The organism is Desulfonatronospira thiodismutans ASO3-1 (assembly GCF_000174435.1).
GTDB classification, from domain to species: Bacteria; Desulfobacterota; Desulfovibrionia; order Desulfovibrionales; family Desulfonatronovibrionaceae; genus Desulfonatronospira; species Desulfonatronospira thiodismutans.
Genome location: NZ_ACJN02000001.1, coordinates 1,142,614 through 1,162,467, shown reverse-complemented (window position 1 = coordinate 1,162,467; position 19,854 = coordinate 1,142,614). Strand labels below are relative to the sequence as shown.

19 protein-coding genes are annotated in these 19,854 nt (G+C 52.2%); 12 read left to right on the top strand and 7 right to left on the bottom strand.

Going from position 1 to position 19,854, the window contains the following annotated elements:
* Positions 1 to 48: 48 nt before the first annotated feature.
* Genes DTHIO_RS05400 through DTHIO_RS05385 form a run of 4 tightly spaced genes read left to right on the top strand, consistent with a single transcriptional unit; the run spans position 49 to position 4,030 of the window.
* Positions 49 to 2,181, top strand: a complete 2,133-nt coding sequence (locus tag DTHIO_RS05400; RefSeq protein WP_008869343.1) for an ATP-binding protein — start codon at positions 49 to 51, stop codon at positions 2,179 to 2,181.
* A gap of 24 nt (positions 2,182 to 2,205) precedes the next feature.
* Positions 2,206 to 2,736 carry a chemotaxis protein CheX gene (locus DTHIO_RS05395; protein ID WP_008869342.1) on the top strand — a complete coding sequence of 177 codons (531 nt, stop codon included), beginning with the start codon at positions 2,206 to 2,208 and terminating at the stop codon, positions 2,734 to 2,736.
* Positions 2,733 to 3,116, top strand: coding sequence for a response regulator (locus DTHIO_RS05390; protein WP_008869341.1), 384 nt, complete (start codon positions 2,733 to 2,735; stop codon positions 3,114 to 3,116). Before DTHIO_RS05395 ends, DTHIO_RS05390 begins: the two co-directional genes overlap by 4 nt.
* Positions 3,113 to 4,030, top strand: a complete 918-nt coding sequence (locus tag DTHIO_RS05385; RefSeq protein WP_008869340.1) for a sensor domain-containing diguanylate cyclase — start codon at positions 3,113 to 3,115, stop codon at positions 4,028 to 4,030. The genes DTHIO_RS05390 and DTHIO_RS05385 overlap by 4 nt, the downstream gene beginning before the upstream one ends.
* Position 4,031: 1 nt before the next feature.
* Here DTHIO_RS05385 and DTHIO_RS05380 read toward each other — a convergent pair whose 3' ends face one another.
* Positions 4,032 to 4,778 carry an N-acyl homoserine lactonase family protein gene (locus tag DTHIO_RS05380; RefSeq protein WP_008869339.1) on the bottom strand — a complete coding sequence of 249 codons (747 nt, stop codon included), beginning with the start codon at positions 4,776 to 4,778 and terminating at the stop codon, positions 4,032 to 4,034.
* 332 nt (positions 4,779 to 5,110) lie between these two features.
* On the opposite strand from DTHIO_RS05380, the gene DTHIO_RS05375 reads away from it, so the two are divergent.
* Complete coding sequence (locus DTHIO_RS05375) at positions 5,111 to 5,428, top strand: hypothetical protein (RefSeq protein ID WP_008869338.1); 318 nt, start codon at positions 5,111 to 5,113, stop codon at positions 5,426 to 5,428.
* Between the two features lie 151 nt (positions 5,429 to 5,579).
* On the top strand, positions 5,580 to 6,119 hold the full coding sequence (locus DTHIO_RS05370) for a hypothetical protein (protein WP_144311454.1): 540 nt from the start codon (positions 5,580 to 5,582) through the stop codon (positions 6,117 to 6,119).
* A 179-nt stretch (positions 6,120 to 6,298) separates the two neighbouring features.
* Here DTHIO_RS05370 and DTHIO_RS05365 read toward each other — a convergent pair whose 3' ends face one another.
* From DTHIO_RS05365 to DTHIO_RS05340, 6 genes are all read right to left on the bottom strand, one after another.
* Positions 6,299 to 7,603, bottom strand: a complete 1,305-nt coding sequence (locus DTHIO_RS05365) for a glutamine synthetase family protein (RefSeq protein WP_008869336.1) — start codon at positions 7,601 to 7,603, stop codon at positions 6,299 to 6,301.
* A gap of 319 nt (positions 7,604 to 7,922) precedes the next feature.
* A complete protein-coding gene (locus DTHIO_RS05360) occupies positions 7,923 to 9,014 on the bottom strand; it encodes a KamA family radical SAM protein (RefSeq protein ID WP_244156315.1) in 1,092 nt (363 codons plus the stop codon).
* 384 nt (positions 9,015 to 9,398) lie between these two features.
* Positions 9,399 to 9,734 (bottom strand): hypothetical protein, encoded by a 336-nt coding sequence (locus tag DTHIO_RS05355; RefSeq protein ID WP_008869334.1) that lies wholly within the window; start codon positions 9,732 to 9,734, stop codon positions 9,399 to 9,401.
* Between the two features lies 1 nt (position 9,735).
* On the bottom strand, positions 9,736 to 11,055 hold the full coding sequence (gene hemA, locus DTHIO_RS05350) for a glutamyl-tRNA reductase (protein ID WP_008869333.1): 1,320 nt from the start codon (positions 11,053 to 11,055) through the stop codon (positions 9,736 to 9,738).
* Entirely contained in the window at positions 11,055 to 11,882 is an 828-nt protein-coding gene (locus DTHIO_RS05345; RefSeq protein WP_008869332.1) for a cytochrome C assembly family protein, read from the bottom strand. The genes hemA and DTHIO_RS05345 overlap by 1 nt, the downstream gene beginning before the upstream one ends.
* Positions 11,869 to 12,537: a precorrin-2 dehydrogenase/sirohydrochlorin ferrochelatase family protein gene (locus DTHIO_RS05340; RefSeq protein ID WP_008869331.1), complete on the bottom strand. Its 669-nt coding sequence runs from the start codon at positions 12,535 to 12,537 to the stop codon at positions 11,869 to 11,871. The genes DTHIO_RS05345 and DTHIO_RS05340 overlap by 14 nt, the downstream gene beginning before the upstream one ends.
* Before the next feature lie 693 nt (positions 12,538 to 13,230).
* On the opposite strand from DTHIO_RS05340, the gene DTHIO_RS05335 reads away from it, so the two are divergent.
* The 6 genes from DTHIO_RS05335 to DTHIO_RS05310 all read left to right on the top strand — a co-directional run bounded on the left by DTHIO_RS05335 (position 13,231) and on the right by DTHIO_RS05310 (position 19,794).
* Complete coding sequence (locus DTHIO_RS05335) at positions 13,231 to 16,761, top strand: S41 family peptidase (RefSeq protein ID WP_208596369.1); 3,531 nt, start codon at positions 13,231 to 13,233, stop codon at positions 16,759 to 16,761.
* A 609-nt stretch (positions 16,762 to 17,370) separates the two neighbouring features.
* Positions 17,371 to 17,670, top strand: a complete 300-nt coding sequence (locus tag DTHIO_RS21635) for a DUF4168 domain-containing protein (protein WP_008869329.1) — start codon at positions 17,371 to 17,373, stop codon at positions 17,668 to 17,670.
* 88 nt (positions 17,671 to 17,758) lie between these two features.
* Positions 17,759 to 18,013 carry a hypothetical protein gene (locus DTHIO_RS05325; protein WP_008869328.1) on the top strand — a complete coding sequence of 85 codons (255 nt, stop codon included), beginning with the start codon at positions 17,759 to 17,761 and terminating at the stop codon, positions 18,011 to 18,013.
* A gap of 738 nt (positions 18,014 to 18,751) precedes the next feature.
* On the top strand, positions 18,752 to 19,078 hold the full coding sequence (locus tag DTHIO_RS20365) for a type II toxin-antitoxin system RelE/ParE family toxin (protein ID WP_083803924.1): 327 nt from the start codon (positions 18,752 to 18,754) through the stop codon (positions 19,076 to 19,078).
* Positions 19,071 to 19,430 (top strand): helix-turn-helix transcriptional regulator, encoded by a 360-nt coding sequence (locus DTHIO_RS05315; protein ID WP_040417564.1) that lies wholly within the window; start codon positions 19,071 to 19,073, stop codon positions 19,428 to 19,430. Before DTHIO_RS20365 ends, DTHIO_RS05315 begins: the two co-directional genes overlap by 8 nt.
* Positions 19,431 to 19,596: 166 nt before the next feature.
* Positions 19,597 to 19,794, top strand: a complete 198-nt coding sequence (locus tag DTHIO_RS05310; protein ID WP_040417562.1) for a protease inhibitor I42 family protein — start codon at positions 19,597 to 19,599, stop codon at positions 19,792 to 19,794.
* Positions 19,795 to 19,854: the final 60 nt, after the last annotated feature.

The window sequence follows — 19,854 nt, the reverse complement described above, 5'->3', positions numbered from 1 at the left end:
AATGGGGTGGCGGGCATGGCCCGCTTAAGCCAAAGGTTAAAGACTTAAATGAGCAGTAACGCAAAAGATAACGTCCAGGGCAGGCCGGATACTTCCACCAGGAGCTGGTTTGCGGTTTCCATTGCCATTACCGTACTTCTGGTGGGTTTTTTGCTCTGGCATCTGGTTTATTCCTATCAGCTCATGGTTTCTTTTAGAGAAAGGGAGTTTGTCATAGAGCGTTCATCCTGGCAGCTCCTTCTGTATGCCGAATCCATGCAGATGTATGCCTTAGTGGCCACCACCAGCGGGGATATCAACTGGGAAAGAAACTACCTGGAAACAAGACCCCAATTAGAGAACGTTCTGCAAAAAATCCAGGAGCTTATGCCCAGCCAGGAGGTGGAGAAAATCGTAGAGGAGATCAATGAGCACCTGACGGTAATCAATGAACTGGAAGAAGAGGTTTTTTCCCTGTTGAAAAGGGGCGAAAAGAGGGAGGCCTACAACCTGCTTTCAGGATGGGAATATACCAAAAATCGTATGGATTTCTCCGACAGGACGCGGGATTTGACTGAACTGATTCAAAAGCGACTGCAGGAAAGGACCGCCTATGATACCACCAGGCTGGCAGTGCTGCTGGTCCTGGGAGGTCTGGGCGTGCTGGTCCTGTCCTGGGTTGTTACTTTGAGAATCTGGCGGATGCAGGTAAGAAAGAAACAGGAAGCAGAGGAGAATATATCCCTTCTTCTGAATAATTCCGGACAGGGTTTCATGCTGGCGGACGAAAACCTGCTTGTTGATCCCAACTACAGCCTGGAGTGTGAAAACATATTCGGACCCAGGGTTGCCGGCAACAGCCTGCCGGATCTTTTATACCCGGAAGGCGGGTATGACAGGGAGCATTTTGCTGGATCTCTGCGGATGCTGATGCAGGAGGAGGATGATTTTATCCAGGATAATATAATTTCTTTGCTGCCTGAACAGCTGTATGTAAATCATAAGTATCTCAAGCTGCAATACAGGCTCATTTCCAGCACCCAGATCATGCTCATAATTACCGACATAACCGAAAAGGTCCTGCTGGAAAAGGAAATTCAGGAGGAGCATAAAAGACTTTCTTTTGTAGTCAGTGCCCTGGAGAACAAAAACGACCTGCTGGAAACTCTTCGCGAATACGAAAACTTTCTTGAAGAATCCAGGAAACAGCAAAAAGGGGATAAGCCCTCAACAGGTCCTGAAATTGACCAGTTATTCCGCAAGGTGCACACTTTCAAAGGTGTGTTCATGCAGTACGAGATGCCCTATACTCCGGAAGCTCTGCACTCGGTGGAACAGGGCCTGGCAGAGGCTGCCAGGGGCCGGGTTGAGGCCTGTTCAACACCTGGTTCAGGGGAACTGCTTCCCGGGCAGTGGTTGCTGCAGGTGTTGAGCAGGGACAAGCAGGTGCTTGTGGATTCACTGGGCAAAGGGTTTCTGGATTCTGCCAGAGAGGTGAGCGTATCCGAGGACAGTCTGGCCGGCATGGAGTCAAAGGCACAGGAACTGCTGGAATCTCATGCTGTTCCGGAGCAGGTGCAGCAGGGCCTGAGCCAACTCCTGTACAGCCTGAAAAAACTTCGCTATAAGAGCCTGCAGCTGTCCCTGGGCAAGTATGCCAGGTTTGTGCAGCAGATGGCTGACAGGTCTGGAAAACTCCTGCACCCCCTGCATATTCAGGGTGATGATATTTATTTCGATCCCCGGGTATTTAATCCATTCATCAAATCCCTGGTGCATGTTTTTAGAAATGCCGTTGCTCACGGTATAGAAGATCCGGAAGAGCGTCTGGAAAAGGGCAAGCCGGAATCCGGACAGATCCAGTGCCGGATTGAAAATACCCCGGAAGGTTTCGTGCTGAGTATTAGTGATGACGGAAGCGGCGTGGACCTGGAAGGGCTCAGGGAAAAGCTGCGGGAAAGTGGTGCATACAGCCTGGAAGAGCTGGGGCTGATGGATGAAAAAGAGCTTTTGATGCAGATTTTTACCCCCGGGGTGTCCACAGCGGCCGAAGCTGATAAATGCCGGGGCCGGGGTGTGGGCATGGATGCAGTGTCTGCAGCGGTAGAGGCGCTTGGCGGCAGTATAGAGGTGAAAAGTGCTGCAGACCTGGGTACGGAAGTGGTTTTTTACCTGCCGGGGCAGGGGTTCTTGAAAATTTGAGGGATTTCGTAAGGGAGGTATTTTTTGCAGGAACAAAGCGTAAATATCAAGGACCTGATGCAGAGCCTGGCACAGGGTACGCAGTCTTTTCTACAGTCCGAGGCCGGGGTGTCAGTCACAGGGATAGACTGCCGGTATGAACCTGTAAACACTCTCAAGCTGTCTTACCTGACATCCCTTATAAGCGTGAACAGTTCCATCAATATGTTTTTTGCATTTTCCTTTGAAAAAGATCTTATTTTCTCTATTCTGCGTCAAATGACCCAGGGTCTGGATTACCCGGAGGAAGAAACGCCCGACTACCTGGAGTCGGCAGCCACTGAGATGCTTAATATCGTAGTGGGCAATACTGCTGAATTTTTCGCCCCGGGGGGTGAACGGGTCACTTTTTCCCCTCCCATTGTAATCCAGGAGGCCAGGAATATGATCAGAACTCAAGGCACCACCTTTTATTCATCTGTCGTCCAGACAAGCAAGGGCAATCTTTATATCCACCTTATAGGTCCCAGGCAGTTGTTTGATGAGCAGTTAAATAATCTGGAGGCAGGTTCATGAGCAAGTTTTCTTTCATGGTAGTGGACGATTCGCTCATTACCCAGCGCAAACTTTCACAGTTGCTGGAAGAACTGGGACACAGTGTGGCAGGTACCTGTGTCAACGGACAACAGGCCTGTGAAAAGTATATTCAATTAAAGCCCGACCTGGTGACCATGGATATAACAATGCCGGTTATGGACGGTATTGAGGCCACCAAAAAGATAATAGAGTCGGATCCGGAGGCGGTTGTCGTCATGGTCACCTCCCACGGCCAGAAGCAGACGGTGATAGACGCCATCGGCGCGGGGGCCAAGGGTTATATCCTCAAGCCCTTTTACAGGGACAATGTGGCCCAGACCCTGAACAAGGTCATAAACAAGTACCTGAACAAAGAATGACCCGCCAGAACAACAACAGCATCATATTCAATTCCCTTTTCCAGGCCCTGCCTTTCGGGGTGTATATAGTGGATGTTCAGAGCCATCAGCTGTTATTCGCCAACCGGCATCTGTCTGAAATGGTAGGCGGAAACGTCCGGGAGGGAGGCATCTGTTACCGGGAGATATTCAATTTCGAGAGCCCCTGTATGCATTGCAGGATAAAGGAGCTACGTTCAGACGGAGAGGAGCAGTCAGGGGATCACCTGACTTTCGAGTTTTTTAACGAATACAACGACAGGTGGTACCAGTTCCATGAGCTCATGGTGCCCTGGACAGACGGTCGTCTGGTAAAATGCACCTTTGCAGTGGATATAAGCGAACTCAAGGCGGCCCAGAATTCTCTGGCCGAGGCCCATGCCAGGCTGGCCATAAAAAACGAGGAACTGGAAACGCTCTATGCCCGGGATGTACTTACAGGTGCGTACAACAGGGTCAAACTTGACGAAATTATGGACAAGGAGCTTGGCAGGTACGAGAGATACGGCAGGCTGTTTTCTATCATACTTATGGATATCGACGATTTTAAAGACATAAACGATACCCTGGGACATCTGGCCGGGGACAGGGTGCTTTACGAAATGTCCAACCTGTTGACTGCCAATACCAGGGCTACCGACCTGTTGTGCAGATGGGGCGGAGAAGAGTTTCTGCTGGTCTGCCCGGAAACCGATTCTTCCGGTGTCAGGCCACTGGCTGAAAACCTCAGGCAAATGGTGGCCGGGCACGAGTTCGAGTGCGGGAGCAGGATCACCATCAGCCTGGGCGCAGCTACGGTCAGGCCTGAGGATACCCAGGACAGCATGATAGCCAGGGCGGACAAGGCCATGTATCTATCCAAAAGCCAGGGCAAAAACGTCTGCAACTTTATGTGAATCAGCCTACTGCTTTTCCATCTGCAAAGCGCGGTTCGTGCAGGGGCAGAATTATATCCGCGCTGTCCCGGACCCGGAGCATGATGTCGTAGGCCTGATAAGAATTGATCAGGGTGCCGGGAGGAATGACTTCCATCTCCATGGCCCTGATCTCTTTCGGGGGATCAAAGTTTTCTTCAATAACGCAAAATCCGGTGATTGCGGCTCTGCCCTGGCTGGTCTGAACAAAAACGCTCATGCCTCCCGGGGTGTGGGCCGGGGTATGCATGACGTATATTCCCGGAAAGAGCTCCATGTCCTTTTCCACGGTTCTTATCTGTCCGTTTTCCTCTGCGTCCAGGATGTAGTCATCCAGGTACCTGTAGTCCAGCGGGTGCGGGTTGTGGGCGCTTTCAATTTCCTCTGGACGAACGAATATCTCGGCATTGACACATTCGGCATCGTTTTCGCAGTGATCGTTGTGCAGGTGGGTGTGGATCACCGCATCAATGTCATTTGGTTGGAGACCTACTCTGGCCAGTCCTTCCTCAAAGGTGTATATGGTTCCACCCAGGTCCTGCCGGCGGTCTTCAGATATGATGGGGCTCATCTCCCCGGTGTCGACCAGAATGTTACGATCCCCGCCTTCCAGATACCAGGCATAGATGGGTATAATATAAGGAGTTCCAGCGCCGTGCTGGTAGGTCATCATGGACTTGTCGAAACGCTTGGTGCCCATAACCAGGGGATGTATCCTGTATGTGGCCATGGTTTTGTCCTCCTTGAAAAGCCGGGGCTCTGTGCCCAGGGTTTCTGATGCAAACTGATACCGGTTTTCAGGCAGCCTTGAAATTCAGACTGAAAATATGCTCAGAAATGGCTTGTGTCAATGCTGGTGTAGAGTTGACAGGCAGCTGCAGCTTTTTATGGTTACTCCTGTAAAGATGTGACTGAAAAAAGTCATTTTTGCAGTCACAGGCGTCAGACATCAGACGTCAGGGGTCTGTAAAACCAAAGAGTTAGATGATCCATATTTATGGTTGCCAGTTATTTTCTGATTTTTTGCAGGTGCATCTGTAAATATTATAAAGGAGGTCGATCATGAAATTTGCGGTACGCATATATGGTGAAGTTGAAGGTTTTACACCGGAAAAGCTCGAAGAGCTGCAGAAAACCGATCTGTATCCTTTCGAGGTGAGAGACGGCCGGGTCGAGGTGGAGCATGAAGGAGAGCCCATGGATATTGAGCCAGCGGTGGAGGCCATTGCCACAGCCCTGGGGGAAAAAGGATCTGGTTATGTGGATTACATAGACAACGACGAGTGGGTGGTGTGGCGCTACCAGCTAAGCCCGGGCCACTGGCAGTGCACAGAGGTGAACCCCGACCACGCCCTGGAAGGTTACGGGCACTTGAAATAGGGGGTTTTCGTAAACAAACCGGCATATAGCGGCTGGGATTGTTTTGTGATCCTGGGAGGAAAAGAGGTTTCTTTGGGATAAATTCAGAAAAAGGAAGGGATCTCATACAACCACCCCCGGCCCCTCCTTGGCTAAGGAGGGGAGCTACACCGTGCCCTGGATTTACTGCTGGGAAAAGTGCATTGATTTATTTTTCATCCGGAAACAGTTCTTTTTTCTTTTGGCTGAGCCTGCCACGTGCTTCGAGTGGTCAATCTGTACAAGGAAGGGATCTCATACAACCACCCCCGGCCCCTCCTTGGCTAAGGAGGGGAGCTACACCGTGCCCTGGATTTACTGCTGGGAAAAGTGCATTGATTTATTTTTCATCCGGAAACAGTTCTTTTTTCTTTTGGCTGAGCCTGCCACGTGCTTCGAGTGGTCAATCTGTACAAGGAAGGGATCTCATACAACCACCCCCGGCCCCTCCTTGGCTAAGGAGGGGAGCTACACCGTGCCCTGGATTTACTGCTGGGAAAAGTGCATTGATTTATTTTTCATCCGGAAACAGTTCTTTTTTCTTTTGGCTGAGCCTGCCACGTGCTTCGAGTGGTCAATCTGTACAAGGAAGGGATCTCATACAACCACCCCCGGCCCCTCCTTGGCTAAGGAGGGGAGCTACACCGTGCCATGGATTTACTTCTGTGGATAAGTGTAGTAATTTAGTTTTCATCCGGAAACGGTTTTTTTCCTTTTGGCTGAGCCTGCCACGTGCTTCGCGTGGTCAATGTGCACAATAAGAAGACAAGAGCCCAATCCCCCAATCCTTCAATCCCTTAATCCCTTAATCCCTCAATTTCCTTCAATCCCTTAATCCCTGAATCCACAATCTCAATAAGGCAGATATCTGTCAAACTCCATTGCGGTAACGCTGGTACGGTGATCTTCCCATTCCGCGGTCTTGATGTTCATGAGGTTCTGATACTGCTGTTCTCCCAGGAGGTCCTTGAGGAAAGGGCTGTCTTCGGCCTCAACCAGGGCTTCGAACATGGTCTTGGGCAAGAGCCGGGTATCCCAGAGCTTTTTCTTCATGGACTGAAAATACGCCTTGCCCCGGTCGGGGCTGTTGCAGTCAAGCTCTTCCCTGATGCCCTGCAGGCCCATTTTGATAAAGGCAGCCATCTGCAGGTAGATATTTCCGGCCGGGTCCGGGCTTCTAAGCTCCAGCCTTGTGGCCTGGGCATTGGTGGCATAGGGGATGCGCACCATGGAAGTACGGTTGCGCGGTCCCCAGCCTACGACCACCGGGGCTTCACGTTCAATAACGTATGCCTTGTAGGAGTTGAAGGTGGAAGCCATTAGGATGGAGGTCTGTCTGGCGTACTTGAGTATGCCGGCAATGAACTGCCTGGCCACATGGCTGAGGTTGTGCTCGTCCCCCTGCTGGTAGAATATATTCTGCCCGTCAAGGTCCTGCATGGACAGGTGAATATGCAGGGCGTTGCGGTTTTTGTTGTTGAAGGGCTTGGGCATGAAACTGGCATGCAGGTCGTGTTCAGAAGCTATCATGTGAGCTACGTAGTTGAAAACCAGGGTTCTGTCCGCGGCATTCAGGGGGTCGGCGCATTCAAAATTTATCTCGTGCTGGGAGGGGCTTACTTCGTGATGGGCCTTTTCAAAAGGCACCCCGCAACTGGTCAGGACATCTATGATGCGGTTGCGGACTCTTTCCCCCTGGTCCCTGGGGTCGGCCTCGCAGTAGCCGGCGTTGTCAGTATTGAGATCCCTTGAATATTGATCCTGGTGAAACAGAAAAAACTCATACTCCGGGCTGGCCTGGAACCTGAAACCCATTTCCTCGGCCTCTTCCACGACTTTTTCCAGGACATACCTGGGGTCGGTGCTGGCCCTTTCTCCATGCTCGTTGTGTATGGTGCCCACGAAAAGAGAGGTCTTTTTCTCCTTGAAGGGCAGTACTTTCAGGCTGTCCAGAACAGGCATGAGCAGGCGGTCGCTGTGTTCCACGGTAGCAATACCGGCTACGGAACTGCCGTCAAAGCCTATGCCTTCAACTGAAATCTGCCTGATGTTTCTGGGATTGACCGGAAGGCGTCTGATACGCCCATTAAGGTCCGTGAAAATGATTTCTGTTGAGTCGGTGGGTTCCATCATGTCTTCAATATCTGTGTTTGACATCTTGAACTCCTTTCAGCGCAGGCTGGAGAGTAAGACTTGATACACAAGCCGTTTGTTGTATGAATACAAGGTTGATTTACATCTGTATGCAATGATTGGACCTGAAGCCGGTTGGTGCCAGGGCATGAAATATGCGAGGCAATGGGAATCTGCAAGGGGTTGCCTGGGGAATGGGATCTGGAAAAGTTAGTGTCTGTCTGGCTGAGCGTCATGTTTTTAAATTAAGGTTTCTGCCGGGAGGTTACAGGTGGTCCCGGCAGAAACAAGATTGACTGTTTTATTGATGTGCCTGCAAAAAGTTGTTTTTGCAGGCACATCTTCATTCCGGAATAACAGGCAGGGAAGTGTTCTGGTCGAGGTAGTTTCTCAGAACGTATTCCTCGTCTGTCTTTTCCTTGAGGTAATAATCGGGCATCAGGGGCACCTTGCCGATATTGGTGGCGATTACGTACATGGGCTGACACAGCCCGGTAGTGTGCCCCCGGATGGCATCCCGGATAAGTTCGGCCCCTTTTTCCACAGGGGTCCGGAAATGATCTATCCCCGGTGCCGGCTCGCAGTAAAAGACGTAATAGGGGCGGATGCGTACTGTAAGCAGCTTCTGGTGCAGTTCTCTGAAGGACTGAGGGTCGTCGTTTATGCCTTTCAACAGTACGGCCTGGTTGCCCACATTTACTCCGCAGCGCATGAGGTCGTATACCCCTCTGGCGGTTTCCTCGGTGATTTCCCTGGCATGGTTGCACTGGGTGTTGATCCATACCGGTACCCGGTGAAAATCTCCCAGAATTTCGCAAAGTTCTTTGTTTATCCTGCTGGGCAGAACTATGGGGGTTCGCGTCCCGAAGCGGATCATCTGCACATGGGGGATGCGTCTTAGTTCTGTAATTATGCGGCCCAGCTTTTCATCGGAAAGTATGAAGGGATCCCCGCCGGTTATGAGTACGTCGCGCACTTCGGGATGTTCCCTGATCCAGCCCAGTCCTTCATCAACATCGAAGCGCAGGCTCAGGCCCTGGTCCACCACCAGTTCTTTGCGGAAGCAGTGCCGGCAATAGTTGGCACAGACATCGGTTACGGTAAAGGCGATACGGTCCTGGTACTGCCTGGCTATGCAGTCCGGGCGCTTTTCACCTACAGCCCGGTTTTCCTTGTGTATCAGGTAGTCCTGGATGCCGTATTTGTTTTCCTTTTCCTTCAGGGAAGGCACAACCTGCCTGCGGATGGGACAGGCCGGGTCCTGGGGGTCCATAAGAGATGCAAAGTAGGGTGTCGTGCCCCACCTGGTGCGCATGGTGGTAATGGCCGCGTCCTCGTCCGGGGTTATATCCACATAGTCAGCCAGTTTTTCCCTGGTATTGACCATCTGCTGCAGTTCTTTAATCCACTCCTGCATTCTAAATACCTCACTCATTAAAAAATTATCCAAAAAACACTTCCGCCCCTGGGGTAAAAATATTAAGCCCTATTGGGGAGGCTGTTTTCTTTCTGTGCAGTGGGTATTTTTTTGCATGGGTGATTCTGTCCGTAAAGATTGTTTATATCAGCTGTTAAAAATAGTATGAGCAAGGGCCAGGGTCAAGCAAATTCTGAGAGAGACCTGCAAAAAGTCGAAACAGATTAACTGGACAGTATTTTTACAGGAGCGCCACGCCCCATGCGCCATGCCCCACGCCCTATGCCCCATGCCCCATGCCCTATGTTTACCCCGTGAAACAGCCCGGAGGGCTTCCTGTCGCAGACAGGAGTTTCACTGGGGCCCCATGCCCCATGCCCCACGCCCCATGCGCTATGCCTTCTAAACAGCAATATCCCTGTTTTTTATCAGGTCATCAAGAAATTCTATCATGGCCTCGCGCTGACCGGGATCGGCATACATGATGCAATCGCACCTGAGTCTTTGCTCGCTGCGCACCAGAAGTTCCAGCCTCAGCCAGTCCTGCCCCACCTCTAAGGCAAGGTAATATGGCCCGCACTGGCTGTTGTGCTCCTGCTGGGCTTTTCCCTGCAGGCTTTCGGGCAGGGGAATCCAGAATATCCCGTCCATGGGGGATTTATACCCGGTCTCCTTGAGATGGGCAGTAAAGGTGTCCATATCCTGGGGTCTTATGTCCTGTATCATATAAGAGCGCATGCTATTTCCTTTTTTTCTCGGCATGGGGGTTGTCCGGGATCTGTTCCTCATCAAGGTTGAAGATTTTGCGGGCCAGATCGATGTATTTTTCCGAGGAGCCCTCCTCCCTGGCGCGCCGTTTGAGAAAGACTATGGGTTCATGATAGAGTTTGCCCACCAGGGATTCAGCCAGGTGTTCCATGGTCTGGACTGTTCTTTCGTCCGTGTCCGGCGGAAGATTGCGCAGGGATTTTCTGACTTCCTTGCGGGCTATGCTTTCTCCCTTGTTCAACAGATCAACTATTGTCGGGCTCAAGTCCAGGGAATTGAGCCACTTTTCAAATTTGTCCACTTCCTGCTCGACAATTTCTCCGGCCTTTTGGGCCTCTTCCTTGCGACCGGCCAGGTTCTCCTCTACCACTTCCTGCAGGTCGTCGATATCGTATATATAGACATTGTCCAGCTGGTTCACGTCCGGATCGATATCCCTGGGCACGGCGATGTCGATGAAAAACATTGGCCTGTTTTTTCTTTTTTTCAGCACCTCCCGGATATCCCTGGCCCTGATGATGGCTGAAGTGGAGCCCGTGGAACTGATTATAATATCTATATGGTGCAGATAATCAAAAATATCCTCCAGGCACATGGCCTGTCCACCGAATCTCCGGGCAAGCTCCTGAGCCCTTTCCAGGGTGCGGTTGGCCACCATGATCTCCTTGAGCCCCTGGTTCAGCAGGTGCAGGGCGGCCAGTTCAGCCATTTCTCCGGCGCCGATGAGCATGGCCTTGTGCGTATCCAGTTCGCCGAAGATTTTTTTGGCCAGTTCTACGGCTGCGTAGCTTATGGAGACTGCACTGGAAGAGACTGCGGTCTCCGAGCGGGTCCTTTTGGCCGAGGAAAAGGACTTGTGCATCATGCGGTTGATGATCACCCCGGTGCTTCGCTCCTCCACAGCTTTGCGGTAGGCGTCCTTGAGCTGTCCCAGGATCTGGGGCTCGCCCAGGACCATGGAATCCAGGCTGGCTGCCACTGTAAACAGGTGGCGTACGGCCTCACGGTCGGTATAGTGATAAATGTGCCGGCTGAGCAGGTCTTTTTCCGCACCGCAGAATCCGGCCCAGGATTCAAGCACTTTACCTTTGACCTGTTCCTGATCCTGGTTCCCCACACACAGGATTTCCACCCGGTTGCAGGTGGAGAGAACCAGGGCTTCGTATACAGGGCCGTCCTTGGAAATCAGTTCCAGGGATACAGGATTGAATCCGGTAAGGGCGAACTTCTCCCGGATTTCAACTTCAGCTGTTTTGTGGCTGAGGCCGAAAAGGTGAATTTTTTGTTCCATCAGGGTCTTAGGCTGTGATGTGTTTCAGTGAAAAAGTTGATGCCCACGAATGATATCAGGGATAAAATAAAAATCAGGATGGCCAGCTTGGCCGGCTTTCTGCCTTTCCAGCCCCCGGTGGCCCGCTTGTGGAAGAGCCAGGCGAAAATCAGCCACACTCCTATGGTGAAGATTTCCTTGGGGTCCCAGGTGAATATGGTTCGCCAGGTAAATGCGGCCCAGATAAACCCTGAAAAAGTGCCTATTGTAAAAAGTGGAAAGCCCGCAAGAACCGCCCAGTGGTTGACCCGGTCAAAGGTGGTCAGGGAGGGCAGTTCTTTAGTTACGTTGCCCATTCTGGACTTGGTCTTGATTTTGCTGTCCAGGTGCAGGTAGGCCAGCCCGGCCCCGAAAGCCATGGCCAGAAGGGCTATGCTTATAAAGAGCGACCCAATGTGCAGCCCGAACCACAGGCCCTGCAAAATCCCGGGGATGGGCAGGGTAGCCGGGGAGATGGCCAGGGACCAGGAAAAGGTCACCAGGGCCAGGGGAGCGGCTATCAAGGACAGAAAATTGAGCTTCAGCCTCCACCAGAGCAGAAAGAAGATGAGCAGTAAAGTCCAGGCCATAAGGCTTACGTAAAACTGGGACTGGGTAAGCACTTCCCCCAGGCCCAGGGCATATTTTAGTCCCAGGTCGGCAGTGTGCAGTACAAACCCGCACATGGTCATCCATATAGATACGTTTTGAACTTTCTTGCGGGTATAGATAAGCCCCAGGACAAATGTGATGGCCCCGGACAGGTATAAAAGGGCAATTGTAAGATCCAGTATTCTAAAAGAGAGCATGGATCATCTCCTGGATATGGTTGTGGGCACCGGAGGGCAGAAGACTCTGCAGGAGCCTGTGCAATCCCTGCCGGTCGCCTTTTTTGAGTAGTTCAGCTGCATTAGAATCCAGTATTGCATGGAAGATCCTCTGGTTTTTCTCCTGGGGAAGTCCCATGGGCAAAACATGTTTTCTAACCCGGGACATGAGAGTGGTCAAGGAAGCGTATTCCGGTCCATACCTTGAGGCCAGTTCCTTTTTGATCCTGGCGCTCAGGGCCGGGCTGGCCCCGCAGGTGGAAACAGCCAGAATCAGGTCCCCGCGCTCCAGCACCGCCGGCAGGACAAGGTCCCCCTGATCCGGGTCCGTGGCAGTGTTGCACCAGATATTTTTCCGGCGGCAGGCCCGGGTCACCTGCTGGTTTATTTCATGGTCCGAGGTGCAGGCGAATACCAGGTGGCAGCCGTCAACATCACCGGGCTTGAAGGGCCTGTTTACAAGCTGTATTGATTCGTCTTCCAGGAGGGGGTGGTTTTTTGCCCCGGGATCTATGACAATAATTGTGCCGGCACAGCTTTTTATCAGGGTGGATATCTTTCTTCGGCCCACGGGACCGGCCCCTACCACCAGGCAGGTTTTGGACTCAAGGTCCAGAAATACCGGAAAATATCGCATGACCTGACTGATAAGGCAATAAGCCCGGGATGTAAATAAGCTATGGGGATTGGGGGATTGGGAATTTAGGAATTGGGGGATTTAGGGATTGAAGAATTGGGGAATTGGGGAATTGGGAATTCAGGTGGGGGATTGGGGGATTGTTGCTATTTTTTCGTTGTCTTATCAGTTGGTTGAATATATAATCATTGGCTTAAGGCAGTGCATGATTGAAGCTTTTTCTGTAACTATTCACCAGGGTCCGTGGACTTTGCAAACAGGACGTAAAAACTCACTCCAAGGAAGCGTAAATCAAAACCTATACACGGGTTTGATAGCCAGGATATTTCCTATAAGATGCTTTGAATCAAATTCGGTGTGTTACGGTTTTGATCAACGCTTCCTACGTCGTTCAGACAGTTTACGCCCGGTTTGCAAAGCCCCCGGACCCTGGATATCAGCGGTGCGCATAGATTGACCAATTTTATCAGATGGTGAATAGTTACCTTTTTCTGAGAACCTCTGGCAGGCTGTGTGGTTGCATAGCGAGGAATCAGCCAGGGAATGAGAGTCCAGGTTCGAAAAATTGATAAAAAAGGCCGGAAGATGGTCAGGGTATTTATGAAAAATTGTGTATTTTCGTGCATCATCAGGATGCTTTGCAGGACAGGGTCAGGGGAATCAAAAGTTTTAGGGGCGTTATCAGCAGCAGGCATGCTCCTTGTGTTTTTGCTTTTTGCAGGGACTGCCTGGGCAGGGTCCGGGGCTGTGGACCTGCCGCGTTTTCCTTCCATAAGCCCGGACGGTTCCAGGATAGCTTTCAGTTCAGGCGGGGATCTCTGGCTGGCCGGTATCCAGGGTGGAGAAGCCAGACGTCTCACCCGCCACAGGCATGACGATCTGCATTCCAACTGGAGTCCGGACGGGGAGTCTCTGGTGTTTACTTCCATGCGCGACGGATACATGAATCTGTGGCGTATCCGGGAGGATGGTACTCAGGTAAGGCAGTTGACCCACAGCGACCGGTTCATGCGCAATCCGGACTGGTCCATGGATGAAGAGGGTCGGGAGGTGATTACCCTTTCCGGTCTGCTGGAGGCGGACGTGTACCGGGAGCACCGTCCCTACAGACTGCCCCCCGAAGGCGGGCAGCACGAGAGGCTGCACCAGGCCTTCGGCTCCGAACCCAGGCTTTCACCATGCGGCAGTAAAACCGTATTCACCAGGGGAGGATTTTATCACGACTGGAACAAGCGTCACTACCTGGGGCCCGATGCCATGAATATATGGGTGCATCACCGGGAGGAAGACAGGTTTGAGGCCATAACCACCCGGGATGGAGACGACGGAATGGCCCGCTGGGCAGATGAAGACACCTTGATATTCATGTCCGACCGGGACCTGGGTACGGTAAACCTGTTCAGGCTGGACCTGGGTGATGAAGAACCGGAACCTGTCAGGCTTACGGATTTCCAGGAGAGGGATGTTAAGCACTTTGATGTTTCCGCCGACGGCAGCACCGTGGTCCTGCAGGGCTGGGACCGCCTCTACTCCCTGGACCTGGAAGATGCCGAGGCTGAGTCCGAGCCCATAAATCTGCGAGCTGGAGATGACGGCCCGGACAGGTATGAGTTGCGAAGTGTTGACAGGGAGGTGACTGAAGCGGCCCTGAGCCCGGACAATCAGGTCCTGGCCCAGGTGGCTTATGGCCGGGTTTTTGTGCGCCACGTGGATGAGTACAGTCCCACCAGGCCGGTAACACCCGGTACCCATGCCCGTCACCGTCACCCGGCCTGGTCTCCGGACGGTTTGCGGCTATATTTCACCAGCGATGCCCATGGCACGGATTCCATATACAAGGCCAGAGTAGCCCTGACCAGGGAGGAAATCAGGCTGGGGGTACACGACATAACTGTTGACGGCCAGCCTGAAAAAAGCCCGCAAAAGACCCCGCCTGAAGAGTCTGAAGTTAAGCCTGACAGGGAAGAGCAACGCCTGCAGGGGCAGCCTGAGAAGGACTTGCGGGAGGTGGAGGATGAAGCAGATGATCCCTTTGCACCTCTGGATCCCGTGGACCCGGGTGCCCCCCGCGGACCGGACCCTGCACCGGAACCTGGAACGGACCCGGCCCATGATCCCGACCCTGAGCCGCAAGAGGAGCCTGAAGAGGACCTTGGCCTGGAACAGGCTGAAGGTCTGCCCGGAAAAATGGACCCTGCACGGTGGCAGGATGCTGTTCATTTCGAGGTTGTCCCGGTTGTGGACAGCGGCCTAAACGACCGTCGGCCCTCTCCGTCCCCGGATGGCAAACGCCTGGCTTTTCTTCGCGGTCCTGGAGACCTGATGGTGAAAGACCTGACTTCAGGAAAGAAGCAGACGCTGGTGGAGGGCTGGGACTTCAGTATGCACTGGCGCTGGTCTCATGACGGACAATATATCGCCTATTCCCAGAACGATCTCAATTTCAGTTCCAATATCTTCATAGTCCCTGCAGACGGTTCTGAAGAACCTGTCAATATAACCAGGCATCCGCGAAACGATCTCAATCCCCGCTGGTCGGCCGACGGACGGATACTGAGCTTTATTTCCAACCGATCGGGTGACAACTATGATGTATACAGGGTCTACCTGGATCCGGACATGGAAAATATGACCACCAGGGAACTGCATAATTATTACCGTGAGGCCGGCAAAGAAGCGGAAAAAATTCGTCCCCTGCCGGTGCGGCTTCCAGGCAGCCCTCCCGTTCCGACTCCCTTGAGTCTCGAACCATGGGAGATGGACCTGGAAAACGCCTGGCGCAGGATAGAGCCAGTGACAAACTCATCCCTGAACAAGACCTCAAACGAAATGACCCCTGGAGGGGATCGCTTCCTGTTTAATTCCGGAGGAGATGATCTCGTCAGTCTCAAGTGGGACGGCAGCGAGCGCAAGCGACTAAGTTCCGCCGTGAATGTTCAGGGGCTGGATATTACCGGCAAGAGTGCAGTGTACACACTGCGCGGAGAAGCAGGTATTGCACCTCTGGACGGTGGAGAGCACAGACGCCCCGGGATTTCAGAGAATATCCGCATAGATAAAAAGGAGCAGTCCCTGCAGAAATTCCGGGAGGCGGCCAGGGTAATGCAGGAGCACTTTTACCTGTCTGACATGAAGGGTCTTGACTGGCCTTCGTTGACCCGGGAATACGAAGAACTTGTAAAGCGCACCAGGACGGCCAGCGAATTCAGCGACATCTCCAACCGCTTTATGGGAGAACTCGGGGCCTCGCACACCGGGGTTTTCAATCCGGGTCCGGAGGCAGGGACTCGCGAACCCTCGGGCCGTCTGGGCATTGATTACCAGCAGGTTTCCCTGGAGGACGGAGGTTATGGGTTCAGGGTCAAAGATGTTGTGCCCGGGGGGCCGGCACATCGCTCAGCTGTTTCTTTGCAGCCCGGGGACATAATCACACATATTGACATGCACCGGTTTGAAGAGCCCGAGACCCTGCTGCAAAGACTGCGGGGGACAGCGGGCCGGGAGGTGGTTGTGGGCTTCAAGCGTCCTTCAGATGATGGTTTTTTAAACCACAACACCCTGGCAATACCTGTTTCCTATGAGGACCTGGCAGCTCTTCGTTACGAAGCCTTCCGGGATGAAAGCAGCAAAAAGGTTTCAAATCTCTCAGACGGGCGTCTGGGATATATACATATTCAGACCATGAACCAGGCATCTCTGGAGGACTTCCAGGGCCACCTCTATGCTGCAGCAAAAGGCAAGGAGGGGTTGATAATAGATGTGCGCAACAATGCCGGGGGTTACACAACAGACCTTATCCTGGCCTCCATAATGACCAGGGAGCATGCCTATACCGTACCTGCCGGGGCTGATCCGCAGAAGACCGGGCATTATCCCCAGGACCGTCTGCCTGTGCCGCGCTATACCCTGCCCATAAACATGCTGGCCAATGAAAAGAGCTATTCCAACTCGGAAATTCTGGCCCATGCCTTCAAGACCCTGGACCGGGGAGTACTGGTGGGGGAGCAGACCTACGGCGGGGTTATTTCCACTTCGGGCTACAGACTGATTGACGGGGCGCAGGTCCGGGTTCCTTCCCGGGGCTGGTACCTCCCGGATGGTACGGATATGGAACAAAACGGTGCCGTTCCCGACCTGCGCGTAGAGCAGACACCGGAAGACGAGGCTGCAGGACGCGATCCTCAGCTGGAAAAGGCGGTGGAGAACCTGCTTGAGCGCCTGTAACCATTCAGGAGGGCACGGTAGTGACCAATGGCACAGGGCCAGGGGACTGTTCCCGCGTAACCCCTTTTTATTCTTCAAAACCGTGTGTGCGGAGCACCCGTGTGAAGCCTGAAGGCTTCCCGTGCCTAAGAAGATTTTTTTGGCACGGGCAACTTCGCTGCACACCCCGGTGAAACCAGCTACGCGGACCCAGCACTCACTTTTCCATTTGTTTGCTTGTGATGAAACCGAAATTATTAAAGTGAGTGCTGGGTGTTTCACGGGGCGAGCGGGCGGCTCTGCCGCTCACGGCTGGGGAGTACGCCTCAAGTCTATTCTCGGTGGTGATTGCTGGCTCCCCCTGAATGGTTAATTTCTGCCGGCGTATCCAATGGTTGCCTGGATCTGCAAAAATGGCACAGCATGCAATTCCTGCACAGTTTTTTGCATGTCCAGTCCGCACACTTCCCTCCCCGGCAAGGAGAGGTATACTTCTCAATCTCCGCCTCACTGCACCCTCGAGTTACTATATTCTATTTTTTGGCACGCTGGTTGCTATCTAAAGAAAACAACAGACGCAAAAAACGGTTTTATTTTTTAATCTTTATTTTGTTTATTATGGAGGCATCCATGCAGGACAGCAAAAATTTCATGGGCTCAGATATAGGCGAATCTGAAATGGATAAAGTGGCCGAAGCCTACAAATCCATCAAGTCCATCAAAGAAAACGTACACAAAGAAATGACTGCTTTGAATGACTCTGATGAAACCCTGCAGAAGCTGGAAAAGGCAGGGGAGGATATGGTCAGAGCAGTAGAGCAGCAGGGACTGGATTTTGAAACTTACAACGAAGCAATGGAAGCAGTGAAAACCGATGATGAACTGCGCAGGTCTTTAAACAAAAGGCTGCAGTCTTCGGGTGAGCATTAATAACATCCCGGATCAATATTGATAAAAAGTTTTCACTGCATAAAGGTAGTCATATATGTGTAACTTAAATTAAAACCAAGGAGGATTTATGTTCGAAAAAATGGGTATCAAGCTTTTGAGTCTGCTTTTTGCTTTCATGCTGGTAATGGGTTTTGGAATGAACCTGCATGCAGCGGATGGCTTTGATGCAGAAGAGCCGGCCGCTGAAGAGTACGGTGGAGCCGAAGGCCATGAAGCCCCTGAAGGTTATGAAGAATATGAACCCGAAGAATACGAAGAGTACGAAGCCCCTGAAGGCTATGAAGAACATGAACCCGAAGAATACGAAGAACCTGACTTCTAAAAACCTGCATCCACATTCAGGACCGGCGTAAAGCCGGACACAAAAAAAGGCCCTCCATCTGGAGGGCCTTTTTTGTGTCTGCTGCGGCGGAGGATCGCCTTGCGACATTTCACTGTAGAAGACAGCACGGTAAATTTCAAAAAAAGTTGTTGCTTCCGCTAAATTGCTTCAGTTAGACAATTTCTTCAGATACGGTAACCGTAACCCTTCAGGGGGGAGATATGCCAATTTGCCTGTCTGCCAGGCGGGTAATGCCCCCGCACATATCCTTAAAACTATTTGCTACCTGCGCACACAAAGCTTGAAGAAACTCTAACAAATACCTCAAGGCTGCGTTTAAAGATATGGGCGGGGCATGCTTCTGGGGAGCTTTTATTCTTCAAAACCGTGTGTGCGGAGCACCCGTGTGAAGCCTGAAGGCTTCCCGTGCCAGAGAAGATTTTTTTGGCACGGGCAACTTCGTTGCACATCCCAGTGAAACCAGCTACGCTGACCCAGCACTCACTTTTCCATTTGTTTGCTTGTGATGAAACCGAAATTATTAAAGTGAGTGCTGGGTGTTTCACGGGGCGAGCGGGCGGCTTTGCCGCTCACTGTTGGGGAGTACGCCTCAAGTCTATTCAGGGTGGCGATTGCTGGCACCCCCTGAATGGTTACCGGTAACCCCTTAGGAGGGGTGAACGCTTACCCGCCATTTCCCAGCTTGACCATTGTTATCAAATTTGCTAACTTTTAGCAATACTCTGCTCGATTGAGTATTTCCACCCCAAGGTCAGAGATGAGATTGAAAACTGGCCTGTTGGCATCCTTGCCGACTACGCGCGACTGGTTGAACTTTTGATCGAGTTTGGGCCGAGCCTGCGCATGCCGCACTCGCGCGGCATGGGAGGCGGACTTTTCGAATTGCGGCCGCGGGGACGCGAAGGCATTGGACGTGCACTTTATTGCTTTGTCGTCGGGCAGAAAGTGATCATTTTTCTCGCTTTCGTGAAAAAGGCCCAACAGACCCCCGAGCATGAGCTGAAGATTGCCCGGAAAAGGATGAAAGATGTGCAAAATGGCTGAACCTGAATATCAACCAGTTCTCCACGACCAGAAGGCGTTTCTCGAAAAAGCTATGAAACGTAAGGGGTTCAAGGAGGCTTATGAAGAGCTCGAGGATGAGTATGTCTTAGTTCGCGAATTGCTTGCAGCGCGCGTCAGGGTCGGCTTGACCCAGGAGGAGGTTGCGGAGTTGATGGGGACGACGAAAAGTGCTGTGTCCCGCCTGGAAGCAGCCGGGAAACACGCCCCTTCCGTGGCAACTCTGAAAAAGTACGCCCATGCTGTCGGATGCCACCTGGAAATCAAACTGGTGCCGGATGCCCGCCCAACAAAACCCTCAACTCGGACCGCCCGTAAGCGGTCGGCCGGTTAGCGTCCGGCGTTCGGCAGTTACAGAATTTATGTGACCAGACTTACTCCTGAGACCCTGTCATAAAAAACGTAGCAGGCCAAGCGCGGGAGCGTAAAGGATACAAAAAGGAAGGGATCTCATACAACCACCCCCGGCCCCTCCTTGGCTAAGGAGGGGAGTTTACACCGTGCCCGTAATCTATACTGAGCATAGCTTCGAACAGATCCAGGAGGCTGAAGAGATGGTTGGGTCTGGCGGGATGGAGTATTACCGCTATCGTGCGTTGCAGGAAGGTAAAACCGAGATCAAAATGATTTACGGCCAGCACTGGGATGGTGGGTATAAAAATCCAGCCTGGGTATTCAACGTTAAAGTAGATCCATGATGAGTGACGTGCTGGTGTCAAGGAGGTTCCCTGATATATCTTCCTGGGACTGACTACACC

What these genes read in the sequence shown, in the direction of transcription:
- DTHIO_RS05400 (WP_008869343.1), top strand. Translation starts at nt 49, where the DNA reads ATGAGCAGTAACGCAAAAGATAACGTCCAGGGCAGGCCGGATACTTCC.
- DTHIO_RS05390 (WP_008869341.1), top strand. Translation starts at nt 2,733, where the DNA reads ATGAGCAAGTTTTCTTTCATGGTAGTGGACGATTCGCTCATTACCCAG.
- DTHIO_RS05385 (WP_008869340.1), top strand. Translation starts at nt 3,113, where the DNA reads ATGACCCGCCAGAACAACAACAGCATCATATTCAATTCCCTTTTCCAG.
- DTHIO_RS05380 (WP_008869339.1), bottom strand. Translation starts at nt 4,778, where the DNA reads ATGGCCACATACAGGATACATCCCCTGGTTATGGGCACCAAGCGTTTC.
- DTHIO_RS05375 (WP_008869338.1), top strand. Translation starts at nt 5,111, where the DNA reads ATGAAATTTGCGGTACGCATATATGGTGAAGTTGAAGGTTTTACACCG.
- DTHIO_RS05365 (WP_008869336.1), bottom strand. Translation starts at nt 7,603, where the DNA reads ATGTCAAACACAGATATTGAAGACATGATGGAACCCACCGACTCAACA.
- DTHIO_RS05360 (WP_244156315.1), bottom strand. Translation starts at nt 9,014, where the DNA reads ATGAGTGAGGTATTTAGAATGCAGGAGTGGATTAAAGAACTGCAGCAG.
- DTHIO_RS05355 (WP_008869334.1), bottom strand. Translation starts at nt 9,734, where the DNA reads ATGCGCTCTTATATGATACAGGACATAAGACCCCAGGATATGGACACC.
- hemA (WP_008869333.1), bottom strand. Translation starts at nt 11,055, where the DNA reads ATGGAACAAAAAATTCACCTTTTCGGCCTCAGCCACAAAACAGCTGAA.
- DTHIO_RS05345 (WP_008869332.1), bottom strand. Translation starts at nt 11,882, where the DNA reads ATGCTCTCTTTTAGAATACTGGATCTTACAATTGCCCTTTTATACCTG.
- DTHIO_RS05340 (WP_008869331.1), bottom strand. Translation starts at nt 12,537, where the DNA reads ATGCGATATTTTCCGGTATTTCTGGACCTTGAGTCCAAAACCTGCCTG.
- DTHIO_RS05335 (WP_208596369.1), top strand. Translation starts at nt 13,231, where the DNA reads ATGCTCCTTGTGTTTTTGCTTTTTGCAGGGACTGCCTGGGCAGGGTCC.
- DTHIO_RS21635 (WP_008869329.1), top strand. Translation starts at nt 17,371, where the DNA reads ATGCAGGACAGCAAAAATTTCATGGGCTCAGATATAGGCGAATCTGAA.
- DTHIO_RS05325 (WP_008869328.1), top strand. Translation starts at nt 17,759, where the DNA reads ATGTTCGAAAAAATGGGTATCAAGCTTTTGAGTCTGCTTTTTGCTTTC.
- DTHIO_RS05315 (WP_040417564.1), top strand. Translation starts at nt 19,071, where the DNA reads ATGGCTGAACCTGAATATCAACCAGTTCTCCACGACCAGAAGGCGTTT.